A 23,219-nucleotide genomic window follows, 5' to 3' on the forward strand; every position below is an offset into this window, starting at 1 on the left:
TCAGGAAAACGAGGGTTGGCAGGCGAGCAGGGCGGCACCACGTGCGCCACCGGCATCGCCGAAGCGCGGCGGCACGATCGGCGGTACCTGCACGCCGTTGAACAGATGGGCGGCGATGGCTGCCGGCAGCTGCTGGTACAGCGGCGCATACTGTGAGAGGCCGCCGCCGAGCACGATCACATGCGGGTCTAGGGCCAGCACCAGCGCGGCCAGGCTGTGGCCAAGCAGATCACGATGGATGTCCAGCGCCTTGCGCGCACGCGTATCGCCGGCCTCGGCCAGTGCGATCACCGCGCTGGCATCGGTGGCGCTGCCACCGAGATGACGTTCGATCATCGCCACACCGCTGCCGGACACATAGCGCTCCACGCAGCCCTGCAGGCCGCAGCCGCAGTCCAGCAGCGGCAGGCCGTGGCGCTGCAGCAGATGGCCGGGCACGCTCCAGTGTCCCCATTCGCCGGCCAGGCCGTTGAAGCCGGACAGCAGCCGGCCCTGCAGGCAGAAGCCACCGCCGGCACCGGTGCCGAGGATGGCGCCGAACATGCTGGGGTAGCCGTCGGCGGCACCGCCATGGGCTTCCGACAGGGCAAAGCACTGCAGATCGTTGCCGAAGTGCAGCGGGCGCTGCAGGCGTGCCTGCAGATCCTGCGCCACGCATTGGCCGGTCAGTGCAGGCACGTTCGCGCTGAGCTGGCGGCCGCTGCGGCGGTCACGCACGCCGGGCAGGGCGATGCCGATCGCCGCATCGCTACGGCCAAGGGCAGCGTCCGCCTCACCCACCAGCGCCACCACCGCCTGCAGGAAGCCGTCGTAGTCTCCCTGTGGGGTGGCCACGCGGCGGCGCCAGGTGACCTGCATCGCCGCATCGCACGCCACCAGCTCGATCTTGGTGCCGCCGATGTCGATGCCGTAGCAGGCGTGCGCGATCAGCTCAGCCATGGTGGATGGTGACGCCCTTGACGACGCGGTTGACGGTGCCGTCCGGGAACGGGTTGTCCGGGGTCAGGCCCAGCGCGGCCGAGCGCTGCAGCGCGAACAGCTGTGCGAAGCCCAGCCAGACCGGCGCCAGCCACGGATCGTCCAGTGCCGGCACGGTGAGGGTGTATTCGTCATCGGCACCGATGTCCGAATGCGGACCGATCGCCAGCACCTGGCCGGCCACGCCGTCGCGGCGCAGTTCTTCCAGCAGGTCCTGTTCGTAGCGGCGCGCCAACGGCTGCACGCTGCGCAGCACCACCACCAGGGTGTTGCCATCCAGCGTCGACTTCGGGCCATGGCGGAAGCCCAGCGGGGTGTTGGCCAGCGCCAGCACCCGGCCGGCGGTCAGCTCCAGCACCTTCAGCGCGCACTCGCGTGCCAGCGCTTCCAGCGGCCCGCTGCCTAGGTAGATGATGCGGTTGAACGGGCGCTGCGCCAGCGCCGCCACCGGTGCATCCCACTGTGCCTGGCCTTCGCGGGCGAGGCCGGCGATCTGCTTCAGGCGCGCCACGCGCGCATCCCACGGCGAACGATCGAACACGGTCAATGCGGCCAACAGCATGCAGGTCAGGCTGCTGGTCATGGCGAAGGCACGGTCGCAGCTGGCCGACGGCATCAGCAGGGTGCAGGTATCGGCACGGCCGGCGCCACGACGGGCCAGTTCGCCATCGGCGTTGCAGGTGATGTCGAGGAAGCGCGCGTCATCCACGTCGCTGCGCACGCGGTCCACCGCCGCCACGCTCTCCGGGCTGGAGCCGCTGCGGCCGAACGAGACCAGCAGGGTCGGGCGGTCGCGCTGCAGGTACAGCGCCGGGTGGGTCAGCAGGCTGGTGGTGTGCACCACGCGCATATCAGCTGGCCACTGCGCGTTGATCGCATCGGCCACCATTTCGGCAATGAAGCCGGAGCTGCCGGCGCCGGTGAACAGCACGCGCTGGTTCGGATCGTTGAGGCTGTCGCCGAGGAAGGCCTGCAGGCGGTCGCGGGCACGCGACAGGTCCTGTGCGAGGGCTTCCCACAGCGCAGGCTGCTGGGCGATTTCGGTAGCGGTATCGGCTCCGCCAAGGCGCTGCCAGGCGGACACATCGGAAAGCAGGGTGACGTCCATTCGGAGGTTCCAGTTGGGCCAGCGCACCATCTGTGTTTTCTTTCGAAATGTCAAATAGCGAAAGTAAAAAGAAAGAAAATGGAGCGATGGCTTTTCCCGCTGCCGAGTGCCCGGGGAAACGAAAGATCGGGCCTAATGCCGTATCGCACAATGCTTAACAGGCACCTGCAAGCGCTTACACAAAGTATTGCAACGCAACAACTTTCGTTTCAATGGAATATATCTTCCTTTTTCCTTTCAATTTGTTGACATCTTTCGAATCGCTGCCCTAGAGTCGGCCCAACCGCTTTCGAAACGCCCGGTGAACGGGTTGGGAGTCCGTGTGGAAATCTGCGTTCGTCGCTCGCCGCTGATGCTGGCCCTGTTGCCGGCATTGATGCTGGCGTCCATGCCGGCCCGGGCCGAGTCGGTCGGCAACCTGCGTACGGTCAGCGCCAGCGCCAGCCACGATGGCGTGCAGGGCTGGGACCTGCAGACCGACAAGGGCGCACGCATCCGCATCGAACTGCCGGCCACCGACATCATCCGCGTGCAGGCCGGCCGCAACGGCACGCTGACCGGTGCCGGCGACAAGGCCGCACCGATCGTGCTGCCGCAGCCCAAGGCGAACGTGCAGGCGCAGCTGGAAGAAGACGCGCAGGAAATCCGCGTGCGCACCGATGCCCTGGTGCTGCATGTACAGCGGCAGCCACTGCGCATGCGCCTGGAACGACTGGACAACGGCCAGACCAGCGCGCTGTGGCAGGAACTGCAGCCGCTGGACCTGGATGCCGCGCAGAGCGTGCAGGTGCTGTCCTCGCAGGCCGATGAGGGCTACTTCGGTGGTGGCCAGCAGAACGGCCGTTACCAGTTCAAGGGCCGCGAGCTGGACGTGTCCTATTCCGGTGGCTGGGAAGAAGGTGATCGCCCCAGTCCGGCGCCGATACTGCTGAGCAGCCGCGGCTGGGGCATGCTGCGCAACACGTGGAGCGACGGCAGCTACGATCTGCGCGAGGCCGACCAGGCCACGCTGCTGCACCGTGAAGACCGCTTCGATGCGTACTACTTCGTCGGCGCCGACCTGCCGAAGCTGATCGAGCGCTACACCCAGCTGACCGGCCGCCCGAACATGGTCGCGCGCTGGGCGCTGTCCTACGGCGATGCCGATTGCTACAACGACGGTGACAACAGCAAGAAGCCCGGCACCGTCCCCGAGGGCTGGAGTGACGGCCCGACCGGCACCACGCCGGATGTGATCGACAGCGTGGCCAAGCAGTACCGCGCCAACGACATGCCCGGTGGCTGGATCCTGCCCAATGATGGTTACGGTTGCGGCTACAAGCAGTTGCCGGAAACGGTGAAGGGCCTGGCCGGGTATGGTTTCCGTACCGGCCTGTGGACCGAGAACGGCGTCGACAAGATCGCCTGGGAAGTGGGCAAGGCCGGCAGCCGCGTGCAGAAGCTGGACGTGGCCTGGACCGGCAAGGGCTATCAGTTCGCGATGGACGCCAACCGCCAGGCCTTCAACGGCATCCTCGACAATTCCGATTCTCGCCCGTTCCTGTGGACAGTAATGGGCTGGGCCGGCATCCAGCGCTATGCGGTGGCCTGGACCGGCGACCAGAGCAGCAGCTGGGATTACATCCGCTGGCACGTGCCGACCCTGGTCGGTTCGGGCCTGTCCGGCATGGCCTACGCCAGTGGCGATGTGGATGCGATCTTCGGCGGCAGCGCCGAAACCTTCACCCGCGACCTGCAGTGGAAAGCGTTCACGCCGGTGCTGATGGGCATGAGCGGCTGGTCGTCGAACGCGCGCAAGCACCCGTGGTGGTACGACGAGCCCTACCGCAGCATCAACCGCGATTACCTGAAGTTGAAGATGCGCCTGACCCCGTACATGTACGGACTGGTGCACGAGGCCGCGCAGACCGGTGCACCGCCGGTGCGTGGGCTGATGTGGGACAACCCGCGCGACCCGCATGCGCAGGATGAAACCTACAAGTACCAGTTCCTGCTTGGCCGCGACCTGCTGGTGGCGCCGGTGTACCGCAGCCAGGCCGCCAGCCGTGGCTGGCGCCGCGACATCCACCTGCCGGCGGGGGGATGGATCGACTACTGGGACGGCCGCCGCGTGCAGGCCGGCGCCGATGGCCGCCAGCTCGACCGCCAGGTGGACCTGGCCACGCTGCCGGTGTTCGTGCGCGCCGGTGCGATCCTGCCGATGTACCCGTCGATGCTGTTCGATGGCGAAAAGCCGCTGGATGAAGTGACGTTCGACCTGTACCCGCAGGGCGAGTCGCAGTACACGCTGTACGAAGACGATGGCAACACGCGCCGCTACCAGCAGGGTGAGTCGAGCACGCAGGTAGTCCGCGTGCAGGCGCCGGCGCAGGGCAGTGGCCCGGTGCAGGTGCAGATCGATCCGGTGCAGGGCCAGTACAACGGCCAGCTGGCGAAGCGTCGTTATGGCCTGCGCGTGCTCAGCCGCCAAGCGCCGCGTGCGGTGCAGGCCGGTGGCCGCGCGCTGCCGGCGCTGGCTGATGCCGCCGCCTTCAATGGTGCTGCTGAAGGTTGGTACTTCGACGCCAAGGAGCGTCGCGGCACGCTGCACGTGCGTACCGCCACCCAGGACATCCGCCAGCCGCTGCAGCTGCAGCTGGACTTCGCGGTGGCTGCGGCGGTCGCAGACGACGCCTATCCGGCCGCGCCGGTGCTGGGCCGCGAACTGCCGGCCGACAGCCTGCTGGTGGTCAACCGCCCGGCCGAAGAACCTGGCCATGCGCTGGAAAATGCCTTCGACGACGATCCCAACACATGGTTCCGCAGCGTGCGCAACCAGGCCGTGCGCACCGGTGCCCACGAATGGGTGGTGGGCTTCGGCGAGCGCAGGATGATCGATGGCATCGACATTGCGCCGCGTAACGACAAGAACTGGAAGCACGGCCAGGTGCGCGACTACGAGGTCTACCTGGGTGACAGCAATGGCGAGTGGGGCGAGCCGATCGCCCGCGGCCGCCTGCAGCTGAAGGAAGGCGTGCAGCGCATCGACTTCCCGGCCCACGCCGGGCGCCTGCTGCGCTTCCGCGTGCTGAGCGTGCAGAACCCCGAAGGCGACGGCGCCAGCAGCACCGACCCGATGGTCACTGCCGCACAGGGCAGCGCCCGCGCGTTCGATGCATTGCAGCCGCGCGATGTCGGTCCGATCGCCCTGTCCACCTTCCACATTCTTGAACACCAGGAACCGGAGCGACCGGCCCGGCAGCGCTATCTCTCCGAGCTGCCGGTGCCGGCCGCGCTGGCCAGCCAGCTGCGCACCGATCAGTCCTTCCGTGGCGACGCCGGCATGCGCATGAACGGCCTGCAGTTCCGCCGTGGCCTGGGCGTCGGCGCCAACAGCCGCATCGACCTGCGTCTGCAGGGCGGCTGGCACCTGCTGCGTGCTGACCTCGGCATCGACGATGCCTGCCGTAGCGCCGGTGGCCTGCAGTTCCAGGTCTGGGGCGACAACCGCCTGCTGTACGACAGCGGCCTGGTGAAGGCGCCCGGCGTGGTCAAGCCGGAGCTGGACATCCGTGGCCTTTCCACCCTGAGCCTGCGCACGCTGGGTGCGCAGGGCAGCCAACCCGCCCAGGTCTGCGCCAACTGGGCCAACGCCGTACTGATCGGCCAGGAGGGCGACTCCGCCAGCATCGTCGCCCCATGACGCCCTCGTAACACCGCTCCTCCCCCCGCCCATTCCGACTACGGCCCTCGTGGCCGTGGCCCGGGAGCGTTTTGCCCGCCGAACGCCCACGCGCTCACCATTCGCGCCGCACCCCTGCCAGGAGAGACCCCCGATGTTGCCCGCCCGCCACCACCGCCCCCCCTGTCGCTCGATCGCACCGCTGTCGCTGGCCATTGCCGGCGTGCTGCTGTCGGTTGCCGTTCCTGCCTTCGCCCAGGAGAGCAAGGACAAGGCCACCGACCTGGCCCGCATCGAGGTCACCGGTTCCAACATCCGCCGCACCGACGTTGAAACCGCGTCGCCGGTGCAGGTGATCAGCAAGCAGGACATCCAGAACATGGGTGCGCGCACGCTGCTGCAGGTGCTCGACAACCTGCCGGCCGCTCGCCCGGCGCAGCAGGACGCGCGCTCGCTGTTTACCGGTTCCGACGGTGCTTCGCAGGCCAACCTGCGTGGCTTGGGCGCGCAGGGCACGCTGGTGCTGCTGAATGGTCGTCGCCTGTCGTACTACGGTGCACCAGCTGGCTTCCAGACCCAGTTCGTCAACATCGATGCGATTCCGGCCGCGGCCATCGAGCGCATGGAAGTGCTGACCGACGGCGCCTCGGCGGTGTACGGCACCGACGCGGTGGCCGGCGTGATCAACGTGATCACCAAGCGCAACTTCCAGGGTGCCGAGGTCAGCTTCACCAACGACACCTCTTCGCGCATCGACTCCTACGGCGAACGCCAGGCCAGCATCACCGCCGGCTTCGGCGACCTGGCCGAGAACCGCTTCAACATCTACGGCGCGGTGAACATGTACCGCCGCGACGCGATTCCGCTGAGCGACTTCTACGACAAGCGGCCTGACCAGTACTACGTCAACAATCCGAACTACCTCAACAACCTGCGCCTGGGCGTGGGCAGCAAGCCGGGTGAATTCAATCCGGGCACTTACTTCGCCTTCGATCCGGTCACCGGCCGCCGTGTGCAGGAAGCTGCGCCGGGCTGCAAGAACGTGCTGACCAGTGAAGCGGCCGGCCCGCGTTGCGTCTGGGAAACCTGGATGAACAACGAGATCGATGCCGGCGCCAAGTCCGAGCGCAACACCGCCTACCTCAACGGCACCTTCCTGGTCGGTGACAGCACCGAGATCTTCGCCGAGGCGACCTACACCGACATCGACCTGCGCGCCAACGGCGGCACGCCGCGCACCTATGGCACCACCACCGGCAACCCGACCAGCTGGTTCTCGCGCAATACCGGCAACAACGTCAACCAGTTCCTGTACCCGTTCCTGGGCCCGAACAACGAGTACAACCACGCCAGCCCGCAGATGAAGGCGATGATGGGCGGTGTGGTCGGCCTGAACTACCTGCTGCAGGATGCGGGCCCGAACTACTTCGGCCAGCGCAACACCGACAAGAGCTACCGCGTGCTGGCCGGTGCGCGTGGCAACCGGGGTGACTGGAACTGGGAGACTGCCTTCGCCAGTGCAGGCACCCACTCCACCACGTACCAGACGATCAACGTCAACATCAAGGGCTTCGAGAAGGCGTTCGGACCGTACTCGGTCGATCCGACCACCGGCCGCGTGATCATCTCCGACCACCCGGCGTACAAGTTCGGCGAGATCAGCGAAGCCAACGCCGCGCTGATCCGTGAAGCGTTCCCGACCTTCGACATCCAGTCGTGGACCCGCCTGCATACCCTGGATGGCAAGATCGAAGGCCCGCTGTTCCAGCTGCCGGCCGGCGAGATGCGCGCCGCGTTCGGCTTCAACGCCAGCCGCGAAACCTTCTACACCCCGGGCAACGCCGATGCAGCCAACGGCCTGATCACCCAGCAGGGAGGTTCCTGGTTCGACGGCAAGCGCAACACCTACGCGCTGTTCGCCGAGACCGTGGCGCCGATCACCGACAAGCTGGAGCTGGATGCCGCAGTGCGCGTGGACAAGTACCCGAACTTCAGTGCCAACGTCGCGCCGAAGATCGGTTTCAAGTACCAGGCGTTCGACCAGCTGATGCTGCGCGGTACCTACTCCACCGGCTTCCGTGCTCCGAGCCTGGCCGAGTCCGGCAATGGTGGCGTGTTCGCCCAGCTGGGTGGCTACCGTGACGAGCTGCGCTGCAACGAGACCAACGCCATCGCCAACCTGCTGCTGCGCTCGCAGCGTCCGGGCGATGTCGATCTGGGCAAGAACCTGTTGAACGTGGATTGCAGCCGCACCGTGGCACGCATGACCCAGCCGAACAAGAACCTGAAGCCGGAGAAGGCGAAGATCGCCACCCTCGGCTTCGTCTACGAGCCGGCGACCTGGCTGTCGGTGTCGGCCGACTACTGGTTCATCTATCGCGACAATGAGATCGTCGCGCCGGACTACCGCCGCATGGAAGACATCATCTCCTCGTCGCGCTCGCCGATCACTGACAGTGACCGCGCCAACCTGGCGCAGCTGGCGGCGATGTGTGCCGACCCGGCCAGTGGCGTGAGCTGCCCGTCGGTGCTGCCGGGCTACTCTGCCGGCAATGTGGCCAGCGTGGTGGGCCAGTACAAGAACCGTGGCAAGACGCTGATCGACGGCTTCGACATCGATGCGCGCAGCCGCTTCTCGCTGGGTGACTGGGGCAACCTGAACATCGGCCTGGCGGCCACCATCGCCAACCGCAACCGTTTCTACATGGATGAAGCCAACGGCTGGTACTACGGCGATGTGGTGGGCTATTACAACAACCCGCGCCTGCGTGCCACGCTCAATGCCGACTGGACCTACAAGCAGGTCACCACCAGCATGTTCGTCAACTACGTGGGTGGCACCAAGTGGGCCACCGACCAGGTCGACGAAAAGAGCAACAACAAGGAAACCTGCACCGGCGGCTACCTGGCCCTCCAGAAGAGCAAGTGCGACGGTGCGCCGTCGTGGTGGACCGCCAACATGAGCGTCACCTGGCGCCCGGATGATGCGTGGAACCTGAGCTTCACGGTCAAGAACCTGTTCAATCGCCTGCCGTTCTACGATCCGAACAGCTTCCTGGGTGACTCCAGTGACTACGCAACCATCTTCGGCCGTGGTTACAGTGTGACCATTGGCTACCGTTTCAAGTAATTCCGTTTGCGTGACCCGGCGGGCCGGCTACGGCCGGCTCGCTGCCAAGAGGAGAGATGTTTGCCATGAAGCGTAGGGAATTCATCGCGGCCAGTGCCGCTGTCGCCGCCAGCAGCCTGTTGCCGCAGACCCCGGCCTGGGCACGCGGGCGCAAGGTGCGCCTGGCCATGATCGGCACCGGCATGCGCGGCCTGGTGCTGCTGAAGGAGCTGGTACGTCGCGACGATGTCGAGGTGGTCGCGCTGTGCGACATCGAACCGATCATGCTCGGCCGTGCCATGGACATGGTGGCCAAGGCCGGCAATCCGGCACCGAAGACCTACGGCCAGGACCGTGACACCAACGCCTGGAAACGCCTGCTGGAACAGAAGGGCATTGATGGCGTGATCATCGCCACGCCGTGGGAGTACCACGCGCCGATGGCGATCGCCGCGATGCAGGCCGGCGTGGCGGTGGGCTGCGAAGTGGTGGCTGGCATCACCCTGCAGGACCACTGGGACGTGCTGAAGACCCAGCTGAGCACGGGCACCCCGTACATGCTGCTGGAGAACGTCTGCTACCGCCGCGACGTGATGGCCGCGCTGCAGATGGTGCGCCAGGGCCTGTTCGGCGAGCTGGTGCATCTGCAGGCCGGCTACCAGCACGACCTGCGCGGCGTGAAGTTCAATTCCGGCGACCCGAACCTGCCCTACGACAGCGGCGTGGAGTTCGGGCCCAAGGGCTGGAGCGAAGCCCGCTGGCGCACCGAGCATTCGGTGGAGCGCAACGGCGAGCTGTATCCCAGCCACGGCATCGGCCCGTGCGCGATGTACACCGGCATCAACCGTGGCAACCGCTTCACCCACATCAATGCCTTCGCGACCAAGGCGCGTGGCCTGCACGAATACACCGTGGCCAAGAGTGGCGGCACTACCCACCCCAGCACCAAGGTGAAGTTCAAGCTGGGTGACATCGTGACCACCACGCTGGCCTGCGAGAACGGCGAGACCATCCTGCTGCAGCACGACACCTCGCTGCCGCGCCCGTACTCGATGGGCTTCCGCGTGCAGGGCACCAAGGGCCTGTGGATGGACGTGAACCATTCGATCCACATCGAAGGCCGCAGCCCGCCGCACCAGTGGGAGGAGTTCAAGAAGTACCAGGACGAGTACGAGCACCCGCTGTGGAAGCAGAATGCCGACACCGCCGCCAGCGCCGGCCATGGTGGTATGGACTGGTTCGTCATTCACGCCTTCGTGGAAGCGCTGAAGGCCAAGGCACCGATGCCGATCGACATCTACGACGCGGTGACTTGGAGCGCGATCACGCCGCTGAGCGAGCAGTCGATCGCCAACGGTTTCCAGACGCTGGAGTTCCCGGACTTTACTGCGGGTGCGTGGAAGCAGCGCAAGCCGATCTTCGCATTTGACGGTAAATACTGATCTACACACCAACGGCAACACCGGGTCATGCCCGGCGTTGCTGCATTGACTGTATGCTGCGGCTGCCATCAGCGTGGTAGCCATCCGGGTGGGGAAGGGGGAGCTTACGCAGGGGGCAGAGCGAGTCGAGCGTTTGCTGTTCTCCGAAGATTTTTACCTATTCCAGCGTTTCAGCGTTCCGGAGTGGAAAAAGGCCCATGGGTTGCTGGCTGGCCTGAACGCTTCTGCTGCGCTCGGCCCCACAGCGTTTCGCCCTTCCCCTGAGTGGATTCGCAGCGCCGTAACGCCCCGCTGCCAGCCAACAAGATTCCGAAAACGTCTTCGGAAATGGCGCCGGCCGAGGCGGCTTTTCGTGGAAATCACCGAACGGCACTGCGAAACCTCGCCTATTGGTCGATTTTCGAATGCGTCTCAAGCCCCGCTGATACTGTATCATTCGGCTGCGAGACGATCTAATGGCAGGGCGGTACAAGGGCGGTGCCGCCCTCTATGCCCAACAAGGACCAGTCCCTGGAAGCGCAGCTATTCGCACTGGGGATTGGGCCGAGGCGCGTGGCCATGAAGTCGTCGCCGAGTACACGGACGAATGTATCAGCGGGACGAAGGGCGAATCGCGGAGCCTGCTGGGCGAGAGTCTGCGGTGATCTTTCCGTGAGCCAGAACATGGCTTTGGCCATTGTTGAACGCATTTTGTTTTTCCTGAACGGGAAACGTGCAAGAATCCAGAACGGCCGCATTGGCCTTACAAGGGTTGTGTCTATGGACCGCATGGAGGTCATGCTTGCCGCACTCGCGTCTGGCGCTCACGAGGAGTTTTCGCCGGTGCAGCTTCAGAAGCTGATGTTCCTGATAGACCGCAACATCGGCTCAGCTATTGGTGGACCTTTCTTCGATTTCAAGCCCTATGACTACGGCCCCTTTGATGTTGGGGTCTACAACGAGTTCTCTGTACTCTCGGAACTTGAGATGGGTGACTGTCATGGTGACGGTAAGGGGCGTCGCTACCGCCTTAACGACGAAGGTCGCGCGCGCGCTCAGGAAGTAATCGCAAAGCTGCAACCCGAGGTCCGCGACTACATGAAGTCAATCGCTGAGTTCGTTCAGAAGGTTTCGTTCACAACGCTTGTATCTTCCATCTACAAGCACTATCCGGAAATGAAAGTAAACAGCGTATTCAGGGGATGAAGCGTGACTGCACTCGTAGGAATTTACTGTAAAGACGGAATCGTAATCGGAGCAGACAGCGCAGCGACTTCAGCCACAGCGGGTGGACAAAGGACCATCGAACAGCCCGTGATGAAGATCGACATTGTCGATGACCGCATCATCATCGCCGGCACCGGACAGATCGGCATGGGTCAGCGATTCTGCAATCAGGTGCGCGCCCTGTGGGCGAACAAGAAAATTCCATGCCATGACGAATTCGCTTTCTCAAAGGCGCTGACAGTTGCTGCAGTAAGCGATTTTGCGGAAACGAAGTGCAATACTGGGCAATACGGCGCCCTCGTCGCCTTTCCGTGCAAGACTGGCCGTCATCTTGTCGAGTACGCAGTCGCAGACTTTCAACCGGAGTTGAAGAACAAGAATCTCTGGTACGTGTCGATGGGCAGTGGTCAGTCCATCATCGACCCATTCTTGGGCCTATTTCGCGAAGTTTTTTGGGGCGATGATCCCCCGACGGTTCAGGACGCAATTTTTGCCACGACGTGGATGCTCGACCACGCGGTGAAGGTGAATCCCGGTGGCGTGAACGCCCCCATCCGCATTGCTGTCCTTGAGCAGGTAAAGGGCGACTGGAAGGCGCGACTGCTGTCCAATGAGGAGTTGCACGAGCATGAGGCAGGCGTGATTGCCGCGAAGGACGCACTGCGAAACTTCCGGGAACGTCTAGTGAAGGACGAAGGCGCTGTTGAGATCCCCCCCGCACCAGAGGGGCTGCAAGGCGAAGCAGTTCCAGCTTAGGCATATCCCTTCGCCGCTTGCTGGGCATTGTCGAAGTCGGCCTGGATCAGTCGGGTATTCTCGAGCGTGTACCCGTCGTGGCCCGGACGCGGTCCAGAACGGCACCTCGCTCGGGCAGTGCCTCGTTGCATATGGGGCAGATGCCGCCATGTGCTTTCATAGCCTGTGCCGTTCCATTGGCTTGCTGCGCTCGTCATAGGACAGCTCCTTCGCGAGCTCCCTGCGATAGCCAAAGAGCAGCTCCTTGCCGCCGCCGCTCAGGTCCACGAGTCTTGCCCACACTTCATCGAGCAAGGCACGAGCGAGGCCGAGCTGGTCGGGTGTCAGTCGCGGATTGACCATGAGCGCAACATATCCCAGCACGCACCCGTAGGCGGGTCGTTAGTAGGCTAGATTGGGCCAAGCGACGTAAGTGATTGACGCCATGGAACAGATGGCGCGCCCGGAGGGATTCGAACCCCCGACCAATGGCTTCGGAAGCCACTACTCTATCCGGCTGAGCTACGGGCGCGTTGTAGAACCGCCGCGCCGTCGGCCAGTGCCGGGGCGGGCATCGCAGCGCCATGAGGCGGTGCGGGACGGGCATTCTATCCAGTTTCGCCGAACAAATCTCCCCCCACGGGCAAAGCCCTGCCGGAGGCGCAGGAGTATCCTATCGCCATGGCTGATACCCCCCTCACTTCGCCGCAGTCGCCGGCGACGCCGCGTTGGCGGCATTACTGGAGTCTGATGCGCGCCGATCGCCCGATCGGCACGCTGCTGCTGCTGTGGCCCACCTGGTGGGCGTTGTGGCTGGCCGCAGGCGGCCTGCCGCCGCTGTGGACGCTGTTCGTGTTCACCGCCGGCGTGTGGCTGACCCGCTCGGCCGGTTGCGTCATCAACGACTACGCCGACCGCTGGCTCGACCCGCACGTGGAACGCACCAAGGCGCGTCCGCTGGCCACCGGCGCAATCAGCGGCCGCGCCGCGCTCGCCCTGTTCGCCGTGCTGATGCTGGTGGCGTTCGGCCTGGTGCTGACCCTGAACGGGCTGACCATTGGCCTGAGTTTCATCGGCGTGTTCCTGGCCGCCAGCTACCCGTACCTGAAGCGCTACACCCATCTGCCACAGGTCTACCTGGGCATGTCGTTCGGCTGGGGCATCCCGATGGCGTTCGCCGCCGTGCAGGGCGAGGTGCCGATGCTGGGTTGGCTGCTGTATGCCGGCAACATCCTGTGGTCCACCGCCTACGACACCTGGTACGCCATGGTCGACCGCGAGGACGATCTGAAGATGGGCTCGCATTCCACCGCGATCCTGTTCGGCGATCTCGACCTGGTCATCCAGGGCGTGCTGTACGCGCTGTTCCTGGCCACCATGGCGCTGGTTGGCGTGCGCGGGGGGCTGGGCGGCTACTACCTGGCGGGCGTGGCGGTGGCCACGGTGCTGGTGGTGTACGAGTTCTGGATCTGCCGCAACCGCGAACGTGGCCCGTGCTTCAAGGCGTTCCTGCACAACAACTGGGTGGGTGCCGCGCTGTTTGCCAGTATCGCCGTGGATCTGGCGCTGCGCTGAGAAGCGCAGCCGAGCGTGGGCTCGGCTCTACAGGGGGCAACCCCGAAACCGGATATCCGTAGCGCCCGAGCCCGTGCTCGGGCGTCGGCCGCACAGCGCCGGGTATCCCACCACCTACGACCAATAGGTGGCTGACAGCCCGCACCCCACCGCCCAGAATCGAGCCATCGAACCTGGGAGGGTAGGCGATGGCCTCGACGGCAGCAGTACAGGACGGCTGGATGGCGCGTGCAGCGCTGCGCTCGGCCGCCTGGGCGGAAAAGTGGTTCCCCGATGCGTATGTATTCGCGGTACTGGGTGTGGTCATCGTCGCGCTGGCCGCGATGGGCTTCGGCTCGACCCCGCAGGCCACCGCCAGCGCCTTCGGCGACGGCTTCTGGAGCCTGATTCCCTTCACCATGCAGATGGCCTTCGTGGTTATCGGTGGCTACGCTGTGGCGACGGCGCCGGTGGTCGCACGCTTCATCGATTTCCTCGCCCGTGTGCCGCGCACCGGTCGTGGCGCGGTGGTGTACGTGGGCCTGGTCAGCATGCTCGCCTCGCTGCTCAGCTGGGGTTTCTCGCTGGTGTTCGGCGGCCTGCTGGTCCGCGCGTTGGCCCGCCGTACCGAACTGCACATGGACTACCGCGCGGCCGGTGCTTCGGCCTATCTCGGTCTGGGTGCGGTGTGGGCGATGGGACTGAGTTCGTCCGCTGCACAGCTGCAGGCCAACCCGGCCAGCATGCCGCCTGGCCTGGTGGAGATCACCGGCGTTCTGCCGTTCACCGAAACCATCTTCCTGTGGCAGTCGATCGCCCTGACCTCAGTGCTGATCCTGGTTTCGCTGCTGATCGCCTGGCTTACCGCACCGGCTGCCGGCAGTGCGCGTACCGCCGAGGATTTCCCGGGCGCCGCGCAGGCCGAGCCGGAACCGTTGCAGCGCCGCACGCGCCCGGGCGAGTGGCTGGAATACAGCCCGCTGCTGACCGTGCTGCTCTCGTTGCTGGCGTTCGGCTGGCTGTTCAACGAGTTCGCCAACAAGCCGGTGGTCACCGCCATCGCCAACCTCAACACCTACAACTTCCTGTTCATTTCGCTGGGCCTGCTGCTGCACTGGCGGCCGCGCAGCTTCCTCAACGCGGTGGCCAAGGCGGTGCCGAGCACGACCGGCGTGCTGATCCAGTTCCCGCTGTACGGCGGCATCGCGATGATCCTCACCCACGCCGCTGGTGGTGACGGGCAGACCCTGGCACACCGGCTGTCGAGCCTGTTCGTGCACGTGGCCAGCACCGATTCGTTCGCGCTGGTGATGGGCGTCTATTCGGCGGTGCTGGGGTTCTTCGTGCCGTCCGGCGGCGGCAAGTGGATCATCGAGGCGCCGTACGTGATGCAGGCCGCCAATGAACTGAAGGCGCACCTGGGTTGGGCGGTGCAGGTCTACAACGCGGCCGAAGCGCTGCCGAACCTGATCAATCCGTTCTGGATGCTGCCACTGCTGGGCGTGTTGGGGCTGAAGGCACGCGACATCGTCGGCTTCACCTTCATCCAGCTGCTGGTGCACATCCCGCTGGTGCTGGGCCTGCTGTGGCTGCTGGGGATGACCTTGGCGTACGTCCCGCCGGTGATGCCCTGAATGAAGCGTTGGCGTCCCTGCGTGAGCCGGGAAGCCAACCTTGTTCAGCGCGTGTTTCCAGCTGCGAACGCCATGAATGCGTGCACGCTGACGATGGCATGAGCACATGCCGAACCTGCATGAATCCTTCAGCCGCTTGTGCCACAAGGGATTCTGCGCGTTCATTCACAGGCGTACACACAGATGTAGCCATCCACCCACGCGTGATTAACCATTCGCTGCAGACGATGGCCACGTCCACCGCATTCCGCGAGTGGCTTTGGAGATCGGACATGGCACAGCAGAACCAGAACCCGAACCAGAAGCAGCAGGGCCAGCAGAACCAGCAGGATCAGCAGCAGGGCCGTGGCCGCGACCAGCAGCAGCAACAGCAGCAGGAACAGCAGAAGCGCAACCAGAACCAGCAGCAGGGTGGGCAGGACGAGGAAGAGTGACGTCGGTACCCACCTCCTGTAATACGCAGAGCCCCGCCCCCCCGCGGGGCTTTGCTTATTCCAGCACGCCGATACGCTGCAGCACTGCCGCCGCCGACATGTCGTTCGGATTGGTGCCGGGCTGGTCCTGCGGTACGCCCATGCCCATGCTGCGGTACAGATCCACCCAGTGCTGGGCGATCTCTCCAGTCTGCGGGTTGCGGAAGTTCATCGGCTGCAGTGCGAACACGTGATGCCGGCGGAAGGCGCGCTCGATGAAATCCGAGCAGTAGTAGCTGTTCTCGTTCAACACATACGACGTGTTGTACGGCTTGCCCAGCATCGTGCGCGCGGTGGCGACCGCCTCCTTGATGGCCGCCTGTTGCGGCGCGCGCAGGCGATAGACCACGACCTGCCGCTGCTTGGCTTGGGCGTCCTGCTGGAACTCGGCCAGCGACTGCCGGCGCGATCCCTTCTCGTCCGCGTGCAGCACCTCCCAGCCCTTCGGCGCCGAGGCGACAAGGGCCACGTGATCGAAGCTGGTCGAACCCTGCTTGCCGGTGGCATCGTCGATGGCCGCACTGAGGCCGCTGCGGCCGGCGGTGACGAACAGCAGGTCGCCTTCGTGGACATCAACGGCCAACGCCACGGCAGGCCACAGGGCGGGCAGCAGCAGACCGATCAGGAGCAGAAGGCGGTGCATGAGGACTCTCGGACAGGCGGAATGCCGGAATTGTAGGATGCGCGGTAGCATGGGGCGACCGGACCGGATTCAGGATGAGCCCATGCGTCGATACCGTTCTGCCGCAGTGCTGACGCTTGCCTGCGGCGCGGTGCTGGTGGGGTGCAAGCCTGCGCCGCAGGCAATGCCCGCCGACGCCGCGCCTGCCGCAGCGGCGCCGGCGACCACCGTCGCCGAGCCCACAGCTGTGGCTGCACGCAGTGAATGCACCCACCCGGAATTCGATACGTTCCTGGAGCATTTCGGCAACGAGATCGCGCTGCAGGAAAAGGCTACTGCCGATCCGCTGCTGGACAGTTACATCGATGCAGAGGCCGAGCCGGAACCGCGCAAGGTGGAAAGCCGGTTGGCGCTGGCCGATGTGGAGTGGCCGGTGATGCCCGATCCTGCCGCGTTGGCCGGGCAGGGCCGCGAAATGCAGGTCAGCCTCCTGGCCGACGGGCAGCGGCAGGTGCAGATCCGTACTCCGGACAGCAGCGACCAGCAGACCTACACCTTTGCTCAGACGCCGTGCTGGACGCTGGTCAAGCGTGAGGACGAGTCGATCTGAAGCCTGATCCGGCACAGGCGCGGCGGGCCAGTGACTGCTAGTCTCGATCCCTGGTCCAGGCAGGGAGACGCCGATGCAGGCTTTCAGGAAGCACGCCACCACCGCCGTCGCCGCCGTATTGGCGATAGCCCACTTCAGCGGCGCCCAGGCACAGCCGGCGCATGCCGATGATCGCGCCTACTTCGCCAATGCCACCGCCGAACAGGCCGCGCGTGACGCGCTGGGCAAGCGCGTCGAGGCCCTGCAGCAGGCGTCCACCCTTGCACCCGCGGAACGCTTCCGGCAGGCCGAGATACTGGAGGCGCAGTGCCTGCGCCATCACGGCTACCTGCACCTGCAGGCCGCCCGCACTGCGCGTGATCAGCGTCCGGCCAAGGCGCTGGATCAGGTGATGGGGCTGTGCAGCCGCATTGCCCGCAGCGGCCGCACCGCTCTGCGCGAGGCGCCCGCAGATGCGCCGTGGGCAGCGCCCTATGCCTTCCTGCGCGCGCGTGCGTTGAAGGAGTCCGCCACCCCGGCCAACGCCGCGCTGGATGAGGCCGTGGAGGCACTGGCCGATCCGGCGCTCGACAGCTTCGCGCGCCTGCGCGGGCAGATCCTGCGCAGTGCCGAGTACCCGCAGATCGAGCACGGCGGCCGGCACTGGGACACGGGGCGCGACAAGCAGGCGCTGGCCCAGCAGCCCGACCGCGCGCTGCGCGAGGCCGGCTGGAAGGGCTATTGGCAGGGGCTGCACTCGCGCCGTGAGCCGATGGCTTCGGTGCTGCTGGGGCTGGTGCAGGTGAATGATGCTGCCGCACGCCTGCAGGGCGATGGCTCGGCACCGGCGCACGGTTACCAGCGCATGGGCCTGGATACCGCCGTAGTGGATGCAACGCTGGTGGCCATCGAACAGCACGCGGGTGACCGCCGCGCCTACCAGGAGATGCTGCTGCACCACGCTGCGCGATCGGGCATCGCTGCGCCGCAGATCTGGGATACCACGGTGCCCGATGCCGGCTACACGCCACCGGTGCTGACGCTGGCGCAGCTGCGCGACAACGCCGCCGATGCCATGCAGCACCTGGGGCCGGCGTACGTCGCCGAACTGCGCGCACTGCTCGATCCGGCCAACCAGCGTATGGATCTGGCCACCGAACGCGGTGACCGCAGCCAGGACGCGTTCCCGGTGAGCGCTCCCGGTGTGCCGGCGATGTTGTTCGTTGGCGTGCGCCGTGGTGATCTGGACAGCGATGTCGAAATTGCGCATGAAGCTGGCCATGCCATGCATGGCGAGTGGATGCAGCGCGGTCATGCGTCGCCGCTGCAGCGCAATGGCAGCCCGTGGCTGACCGAAGCGTTCGCGATCTACAACGAGCTGCGCTTCCGCGACCAGCTGTACCAGCAGGCACAGGACCCGCGCGCCAAGGCCTATTACCTGAAGTCGCTGCTGGACGACATGGTGCTGCAGCTGTTCACCTCTTCAGAGGAAGCGCAGCTGGAGCAGTCGATCTACCAGGGTGTTGCCGCCGGCACGCTGGGCACCGCCGACGACCTGGACGCGCTGACCGGGCAGGTGCTGGCGCGCTTCGGCCAGCAACCTGAGCGCTACCCTCAGCTGCGCAACACCTGGATCGGCAAGCGCCTGATGTATGAAGACCCGAACTATCTGGTGAACTACCTGTACGCAGGGCTGCTGGCCGTGCAGCTGTACGTGCAGGACCAGCGTGACCCCGAAGGCTTCCGTGAGCGCTATCTTGCCGTGCTTGGCGAGGGCTTTGATCGCGCACCGAACGCGCAGGTGGCGCAACTGCTGGGGCATGCGCCCGACTGGGCGGCGCTGGTGGATGCCGACCTGCAGGTGTTCAACCGGACGGCGGCACAGCTTCAAGCGCTGCATGCGCGGATCGAGGCAGGGCAGGGTACGTGAGCATGCTGCGCGCAGGACAGCAGACCGCAGCCAGGACGTGGCTGTTGTTGCTGCTGTGCCTGCTGCCGATGGCGGCACTGGCGGCAATCCCGGTCCCCGCGCTGGACGATCCCGTGGTGGACACTGCCAACGCGCTGTCCGCTGAAACCCGCGCCACCCTGCGCAGGCAGGCACTGCAGCTGCAGGTGCAGAAAGGTGCGCAGCTGCAGGTGCTGGTGGTCCCCAGCGTAGGCAACGAGGGCATCGAGGCCTACGCACAGCGGGTGTTCGATCAATGGCAGCTGGGTCGCGCTGGTGTCGACGACGGTGTGTTGTTGCTGGTGGCGGTACAGGACCGCCGCGTACGCATCCAGACCGGCTATGGCCTGGAAGGTGCGCTGCCGGACGCGTACGCCGCTCGCATCATCGACAACGCGATCGTACCGCGCTTCCGTGAGGGCGATTTCGATCAGGGCGTGCTCGATGGCACGACGATCATGGTGGCGCTGATCGAGGGCGAGGACTTGCCGGCATGGGAAGAACCGTCGGCCAGCAACGTGCTGCCTGCGGACTGGCGCCGTGCAGACTCGGTGGTGGCGTTGACCCTGCTGGCCGGCTTCCTGGCTGGGCTGTGGCGCTCGCCGCCGCCTCTCCCGCCGGCGAAGACCGAGGACGATTTCAGCGGCAGCCGTCGGGAGCGGCGGCGCAAGGCACTGGCCGCCAATGCGTCGGCACCAAGACCGAGCTGGCCGACCTTGCCGGCCTGGGGGCGTCCGATGCTGCTGACAGCGGTGGTTGCCGCAGGCGCGCTGTCCGTGGCGTTGCTGCTGCCACGCCACCTGCTGCCGGGCCTGTGCTTCGTGATGGTGCTGGGCGTGCCGGTGGCGGCCCTGCTCGGCTGGTGCTGGCGTCGCAGCCGCGGGGTGCGCGTCGTCCTGTGCGGCATGCTGGTACTCAGCGCGGTCTTTCTGGTGCAGGCGTTGCTTCGCGGCCAGCTGCCACCGGGCCTGGCCCGGCATCTGCTGCTGCAGGCCGCCGCGGGCGTTGTCACCCTGATGGTGTTCCTGCTGGTGCAGGCCTGTCGCACACGCTGGAAGAAGAACCGCAGCAGCTTCGCCGTGCGCATGACGGCGCTGGTGCTGTTGACCCTCGGCTATGCCGCGGGCGCGTTGCTGGCGATCCATCGTGCCGAAGGTGACGATCCACGGCTGCTGGCGATGATCGTGTCCGGTGTGTGTGGCGTGCTGCTGTACTTCGTATGGCTGTTCACCATGTCGCCGGGCGAGCGCGCACGTGGGCGGGCTTCATCACCCCGCGAACGCACGTCGTCCCGTTCGTCGTCCTCGTCGAGTTCGTCGTCGAGCAGTTCCAGCAGCTGGTCTGGAGGCGGCGGCCGCAGCGGTGGTGGCGGCGCATCGGGCAGCTGGTAGTTCAGGTCGCCTGTACCCGCCAGCCGAGTGCAGTGTCCTCCACAACACCCGGGCCGGCCACGTCGCCGACCTGCAGCAACAGGCCCTGCGCATTGGGCAGGTCCTTCTGCTCGGGGAACCAGCGCCGGTCCGCAGCGACCACGATCAGCAGGCCCTCGTCGTCGCCCATCGGCGCGAACTGCGGCGAAGGCGGGCTGATCGGTTGCAGGCCGAACCGCAGGTTGGACTGTTCGCGCACAGCGTCGACATCGTGGCTGGGCAGGCCGACCTCGCTCAGGCAGGTCAGCTCGCTGCCGTGGAAGGCGCCCTGATGCGTACTGGACGGCAAGCGGCGGCGGCCGATCAGTTCCAGGATCAAGCCATCGGGGCCGGTAAAGTACACCGACTGCGACTGCCAGCTGCTTTCCAGCGCGAAGTAATCCAGCCCGGCCGGATTGCGCTGCAGTGGCGTGCGTTCGCGCAACCAGGTCATGGCCTCGCCGAAGCGGTTGTCCGGTACGTTGAAGGCCAGGTGCACGCCTCCGACAGGACGTCCTTCACTGGGCTGCAGTTCGATCGTGCTCCAGCCGATGTGCACATGGGTGCCGACCACGCGCTGCTGCAGCACATCGTGGAAGTAGCTGGCCACGGCACCGACGTCGGATACCGGCAGAGTGAGGTGCAGCAGGCGCATGATCGATCCTCCGTGGACACCTCCACTGTAGCGCCGGGCGCAGCGCGGCGGCCACTAGCGCAGTGAATGGTCGAAGAACCGTATCGCTGCATCCACTGCCTGCGCGTGGGTCTGCGCCTTTGGCACCGACGTAGTGCACAGCTCCTGCAGCCGCTGCTGCCCGGTCGCGGTGCACGCGGCCAGGAAATCATAGTGGCCCACATCGGCCAAGCGCTGCAGTTCCGCGCCCGGAATCAGGGCACCGGCGGCCGCGCCATTGGTCTGTGGCGGCGCAACCGTGTCAGCCTCACCCAGCACGATCGACACGGGCAGCCGCAACGAGGACAGCTGCTCGGGCGCGAAGGCCTGGATGATCGCCGGAGCCAGCAGGAATGCCGCCCGCACGCCGGGGATCGCGCGCGCGTCGTTGGCCTGGGAGATCCATGGCGCCAGTGTGGGAGAGGCCGCAGCGGCAACACGCGCCTCCATCGTGTGGGTTGCCGCCTCCTGCTGAGGCCGGCAGACGCCGTCATGCGGATGTGCGAGGCAGAAGGCCAGCAGTCGCTGCAGGTCCGGTCGTGCACCGGCTGCGAGCAGCGCGGTGTAGCCGCCGGCCGAGAACCCGGCAACACCCAGGCGTTCAGCATCGACATGCGGGCCCAGCACTGGATCGGCCCGCACGGCCGCGAGCGCAGCGCGCAGATCATCCGCGCGCAGCCAGCTCAGCATGCTGCCGGGCAGGGTCATCGTGTCCACGCCGTTGTTGCCGGGATGATCGACTGCGATCACCAGATACCCGGCACGCGCCAGCGCGGTGCCCAGCCAGCCCATCATGCGCGCACTGCCGCCGTTGCCGTGCGAGAGCAGCAGCGTTGGCAGGCGATCACCCGCGATCGGTGCATCCATTGCTGCACGTCCGACGTCGAACAGCGGCGCGTCGGGCGGGCCGATGGTCAGCGCGGTTTCCCGGCTGCCGGCCAGCGCCGGGTACCAGACCGTGTAGCGCAGCGCGTCGTGGTGCTGCGCATCGCGCACAGCCGCGCTGGCCACCGTGGTGGCGCCGTGGCGCTCGCCGGCCGCCCGCGTCTCGCTGGCATCGGCCACGGCAGTGGAGACCATGAGGATCATTCCCAGCACAGCGGCCATCATGCGCATCTTCAGTTCCTTGTCAGTTGGGACGTTCGTCGACTGGCAGCCAGATCTCCACGCCGCCGTTGCCGGTGTGCTCATCGAATCGGGCGTCGTAGCGTTCCAGATCCGGTGCATCGGCAAGGCTGAGGTTGGAAGCAGGAAGATAATGATCCAGCAGCCAGAACCAGGTCGAGCGGATGGTCGAGATGTGCGCGCCGTGCCAGGCCACCAGATAGCGACGCGGCGGAATGTGCACACTTTGCCAGTGCGCAGGCACGCTCGGCACCACGCTGGCCGGCAGTGCGGCGATGTAATCGAAGCCGCCATCGTCGTCGCTGTTGCAGCACACGCCGAAGCTGATCGGTGCCGGCTTCGGCCATTCGCGGTTGAGCTGCGCCCATTGGCCGGGAATCGCGCCGCCACTGTCGCGGGTATGCCGCATGCCGATGCCCACCACCTGGAAAGCGGGCGTGTCGAGCAGCCGCGGCGCTTCACCGCAGGGCACCGGCGCATCATCCACGCGGATCGCCTGTACCAGCGCCAGCCCATCGGTGCCCTGTTCGCGTACGCGCTCCGGCGTCTGCCCGAACTGTTCACTGAAGGCGCGGGTGAACGCGGCGTGGGTGGTATAGCCGGCCCCCAGCGCGACCTGCAGGATGTCGCCCGCGCCGTTCGCCAACCGCTGCGCGGCAGCGGTCAGGCGCCGTCCCCGCAGATAGCGCACCACCGAGGTGCCAGTGCGGGCCTGGAACAGACGTGACAGATGGAACGGCGACAGCCCCGCTGCGGTGGCGATATCGGCCAGCGCCAATGGCCGGTCCGCATGGGTTTCGATGTACCACAACGCCTTGCCCGCCGCGCTCATCTGCCTTTCCCCGAATCCAATGCCGGCACAGTAGCGGATCGGCAGGCGCGGCGCTTAGCAGTTCTTGCGCCTGTGCGGCATCAAGCTGTCGTACTGACGTCATGCCTCCTTCACAGATCGG

General features: G+C 66.0%; 18 protein-coding genes and 1 tRNA gene. 11 read left to right on the plus strand and 8 right to left on the minus strand.

Annotation, left to right across the window (positions count from 1 at the left end; all coding sequences use genetic code 11):
* Together HLA98_RS05175 and HLA98_RS05180 are read right to left on the minus strand one after the other, a co-directional pair.
* Positions 1-939 (minus strand): ROK family protein, encoded by a 939-nt coding sequence (locus HLA98_RS05175; RefSeq protein WP_057500788.1) that lies wholly within the window; start codon positions 937-939, stop codon positions 1-3.
* Complete coding sequence (locus HLA98_RS05180; protein ID WP_057500787.1) at positions 932-2,086, minus strand: SIS domain-containing protein; 1,155 nt, start codon at positions 2,084-2,086, stop codon at positions 932-934. The genes HLA98_RS05175 and HLA98_RS05180 overlap by 8 nt, the downstream gene beginning before the upstream one ends.
* Positions 2,087-2,408: 322 nt before the next feature.
* Between HLA98_RS05180 and HLA98_RS05185 the strand changes: the two genes are divergently transcribed.
* The 5 genes from HLA98_RS05185 (at position 2,409) to HLA98_RS05205 (ending at position 12,260) form a co-directional block, all read left to right on the plus strand.
* Positions 2,409-5,768: a TIM-barrel domain-containing protein gene (locus HLA98_RS05185; protein ID WP_057500786.1), complete on the plus strand. Its 3,360-nt coding sequence runs from the start codon at positions 2,409-2,411 to the stop codon at positions 5,766-5,768.
* 133 nt (positions 5,769-5,901) lie between these two features.
* Entirely contained in the window at positions 5,902-8,877 is a 2,976-nt protein-coding gene (locus HLA98_RS05190) for a TonB-dependent receptor domain-containing protein (RefSeq protein ID WP_057500785.1), read from the plus strand.
* A gap of 65 nt (positions 8,878-8,942) precedes the next feature.
* Complete coding sequence (locus tag HLA98_RS05195) at positions 8,943-10,298, plus strand: Gfo/Idh/MocA family protein (protein ID WP_057500803.1); 1,356 nt, start codon at positions 8,943-8,945, stop codon at positions 10,296-10,298.
* Between the two features lie 651 nt (positions 10,299-10,949).
* Positions 10,950-11,483, plus strand: coding sequence for a Panacea domain-containing protein (locus tag HLA98_RS05200; RefSeq protein WP_129550615.1), 534 nt, complete (start codon positions 10,950-10,952; stop codon positions 11,481-11,483).
* A gap of 3 nt (positions 11,484-11,486) precedes the next feature.
* Positions 11,487-12,260, plus strand: a complete 774-nt coding sequence (locus tag HLA98_RS05205; RefSeq protein WP_080392892.1) for a hypothetical protein — start codon at positions 11,487-11,489, stop codon at positions 12,258-12,260.
* 156 nt (positions 12,261-12,416) lie between these two features.
* On the opposite strand, the gene HLA98_RS05210 is transcribed toward HLA98_RS05205, so the two are convergent.
* Positions 12,417-12,602 carry a hypothetical protein gene (locus HLA98_RS05210; RefSeq protein ID WP_057500782.1) on the minus strand — a complete coding sequence of 62 codons (186 nt, stop codon included), beginning with the start codon at positions 12,600-12,602 and terminating at the stop codon, positions 12,417-12,419.
* A gap of 92 nt (positions 12,603-12,694) precedes the next feature.
* Positions 12,695-12,771, minus strand: a tRNA-Arg gene (locus HLA98_RS05215).
* 149 nt (positions 12,772-12,920) lie between these two features.
* Here HLA98_RS05215 and ubiA point away from each other — a divergent pair.
* The 3 genes from ubiA to HLA98_RS05230 all read left to right on the plus strand — a co-directional run bounded on the left by ubiA (position 12,921) and on the right by HLA98_RS05230 (position 15,861).
* Positions 12,921-13,814, plus strand: coding sequence for a 4-hydroxybenzoate octaprenyltransferase (gene ubiA, locus HLA98_RS05220; RefSeq protein ID WP_057500781.1), 894 nt, complete (start codon positions 12,921-12,923; stop codon positions 13,812-13,814).
* A gap of 188 nt (positions 13,815-14,002) precedes the next feature.
* Positions 14,003-15,427 carry a short-chain fatty acid transporter gene (locus HLA98_RS05225; RefSeq protein ID WP_170272458.1) on the plus strand — a complete coding sequence of 475 codons (1,425 nt, stop codon included), beginning with the start codon at positions 14,003-14,005 and terminating at the stop codon, positions 15,425-15,427.
* A 272-nt stretch (positions 15,428-15,699) separates the two neighbouring features.
* Entirely contained in the window at positions 15,700-15,861 is a 162-nt protein-coding gene (locus HLA98_RS05230) for a hypothetical protein (RefSeq protein WP_164745118.1), read from the plus strand.
* 55 nt (positions 15,862-15,916) lie between these two features.
* Here HLA98_RS05230 and HLA98_RS05235 read toward each other — a convergent pair whose 3' ends face one another.
* Positions 15,917-16,543: a YiiX/YebB-like N1pC/P60 family cysteine hydrolase gene (locus HLA98_RS05235; RefSeq protein ID WP_057500779.1), complete on the minus strand. Its 627-nt coding sequence runs from the start codon at positions 16,541-16,543 to the stop codon at positions 15,917-15,919.
* Positions 16,544-16,625: 82 nt separating this feature from the next.
* On the opposite strand from HLA98_RS05235, the gene HLA98_RS05240 reads away from it, so the two are divergent.
* The 3 genes from HLA98_RS05240 to HLA98_RS05250 all read left to right on the plus strand — a co-directional run bounded on the left by HLA98_RS05240 (position 16,626) and on the right by HLA98_RS05250 (position 20,450).
* The gene (locus tag HLA98_RS05240) at positions 16,626-17,132 is read left to right on the plus strand and encodes a hypothetical protein (protein WP_057500778.1); all 507 of its coding nucleotides are present in this window, start codon (positions 16,626-16,628) and stop codon (positions 17,130-17,132) included.
* 73 nt (positions 17,133-17,205) lie between these two features.
* On the plus strand, positions 17,206-19,041 hold the full coding sequence (locus HLA98_RS05245) for a M3 family metallopeptidase (RefSeq protein ID WP_057500777.1): 1,836 nt from the start codon (positions 17,206-17,208) through the stop codon (positions 19,039-19,041).
* 2 nt (positions 19,042-19,043) lie between these two features.
* Positions 19,044-20,450, plus strand: coding sequence for a TPM domain-containing protein (locus HLA98_RS05250; protein ID WP_057500776.1), 1,407 nt, complete (start codon positions 19,044-19,046; stop codon positions 20,448-20,450).
* 1 nt (position 20,451) lies between these two features.
* Here the strand turns inward: HLA98_RS05250 and HLA98_RS05255 are convergent, their stop codons facing one another.
* The 3 genes from HLA98_RS05255 to HLA98_RS05265 are packed head-to-tail and all read right to left on the minus strand — an operon-like array spanning position 20,452 to position 23,098.
* Entirely contained in the window at positions 20,452-21,123 is a 672-nt protein-coding gene (locus HLA98_RS05255; RefSeq protein WP_057500775.1) for a VOC family protein, read from the minus strand.
* Positions 21,124-21,177: 54 nt separating this feature from the next.
* Positions 21,178-22,257, minus strand: coding sequence for an alpha/beta hydrolase family protein (locus tag HLA98_RS05260; protein WP_057500774.1), 1,080 nt, complete (start codon positions 22,255-22,257; stop codon positions 21,178-21,180).
* Between the two features lie 13 nt (positions 22,258-22,270).
* Entirely contained in the window at positions 22,271-23,098 is an 828-nt protein-coding gene (locus tag HLA98_RS05265) for an AraC family transcriptional regulator (RefSeq protein WP_049444325.1), read from the minus strand.
* Between the last annotated feature and the right edge of the window lie 121 nt (positions 23,099-23,219).

Origin of the sequence: Stenotrophomonas africana, from assembly GCF_013004645.1 — a bacterium.
In the GTDB taxonomy this organism is placed as follows: Bacteria; Pseudomonadota; Gammaproteobacteria; order Xanthomonadales; family Xanthomonadaceae; genus Stenotrophomonas; species Stenotrophomonas africana.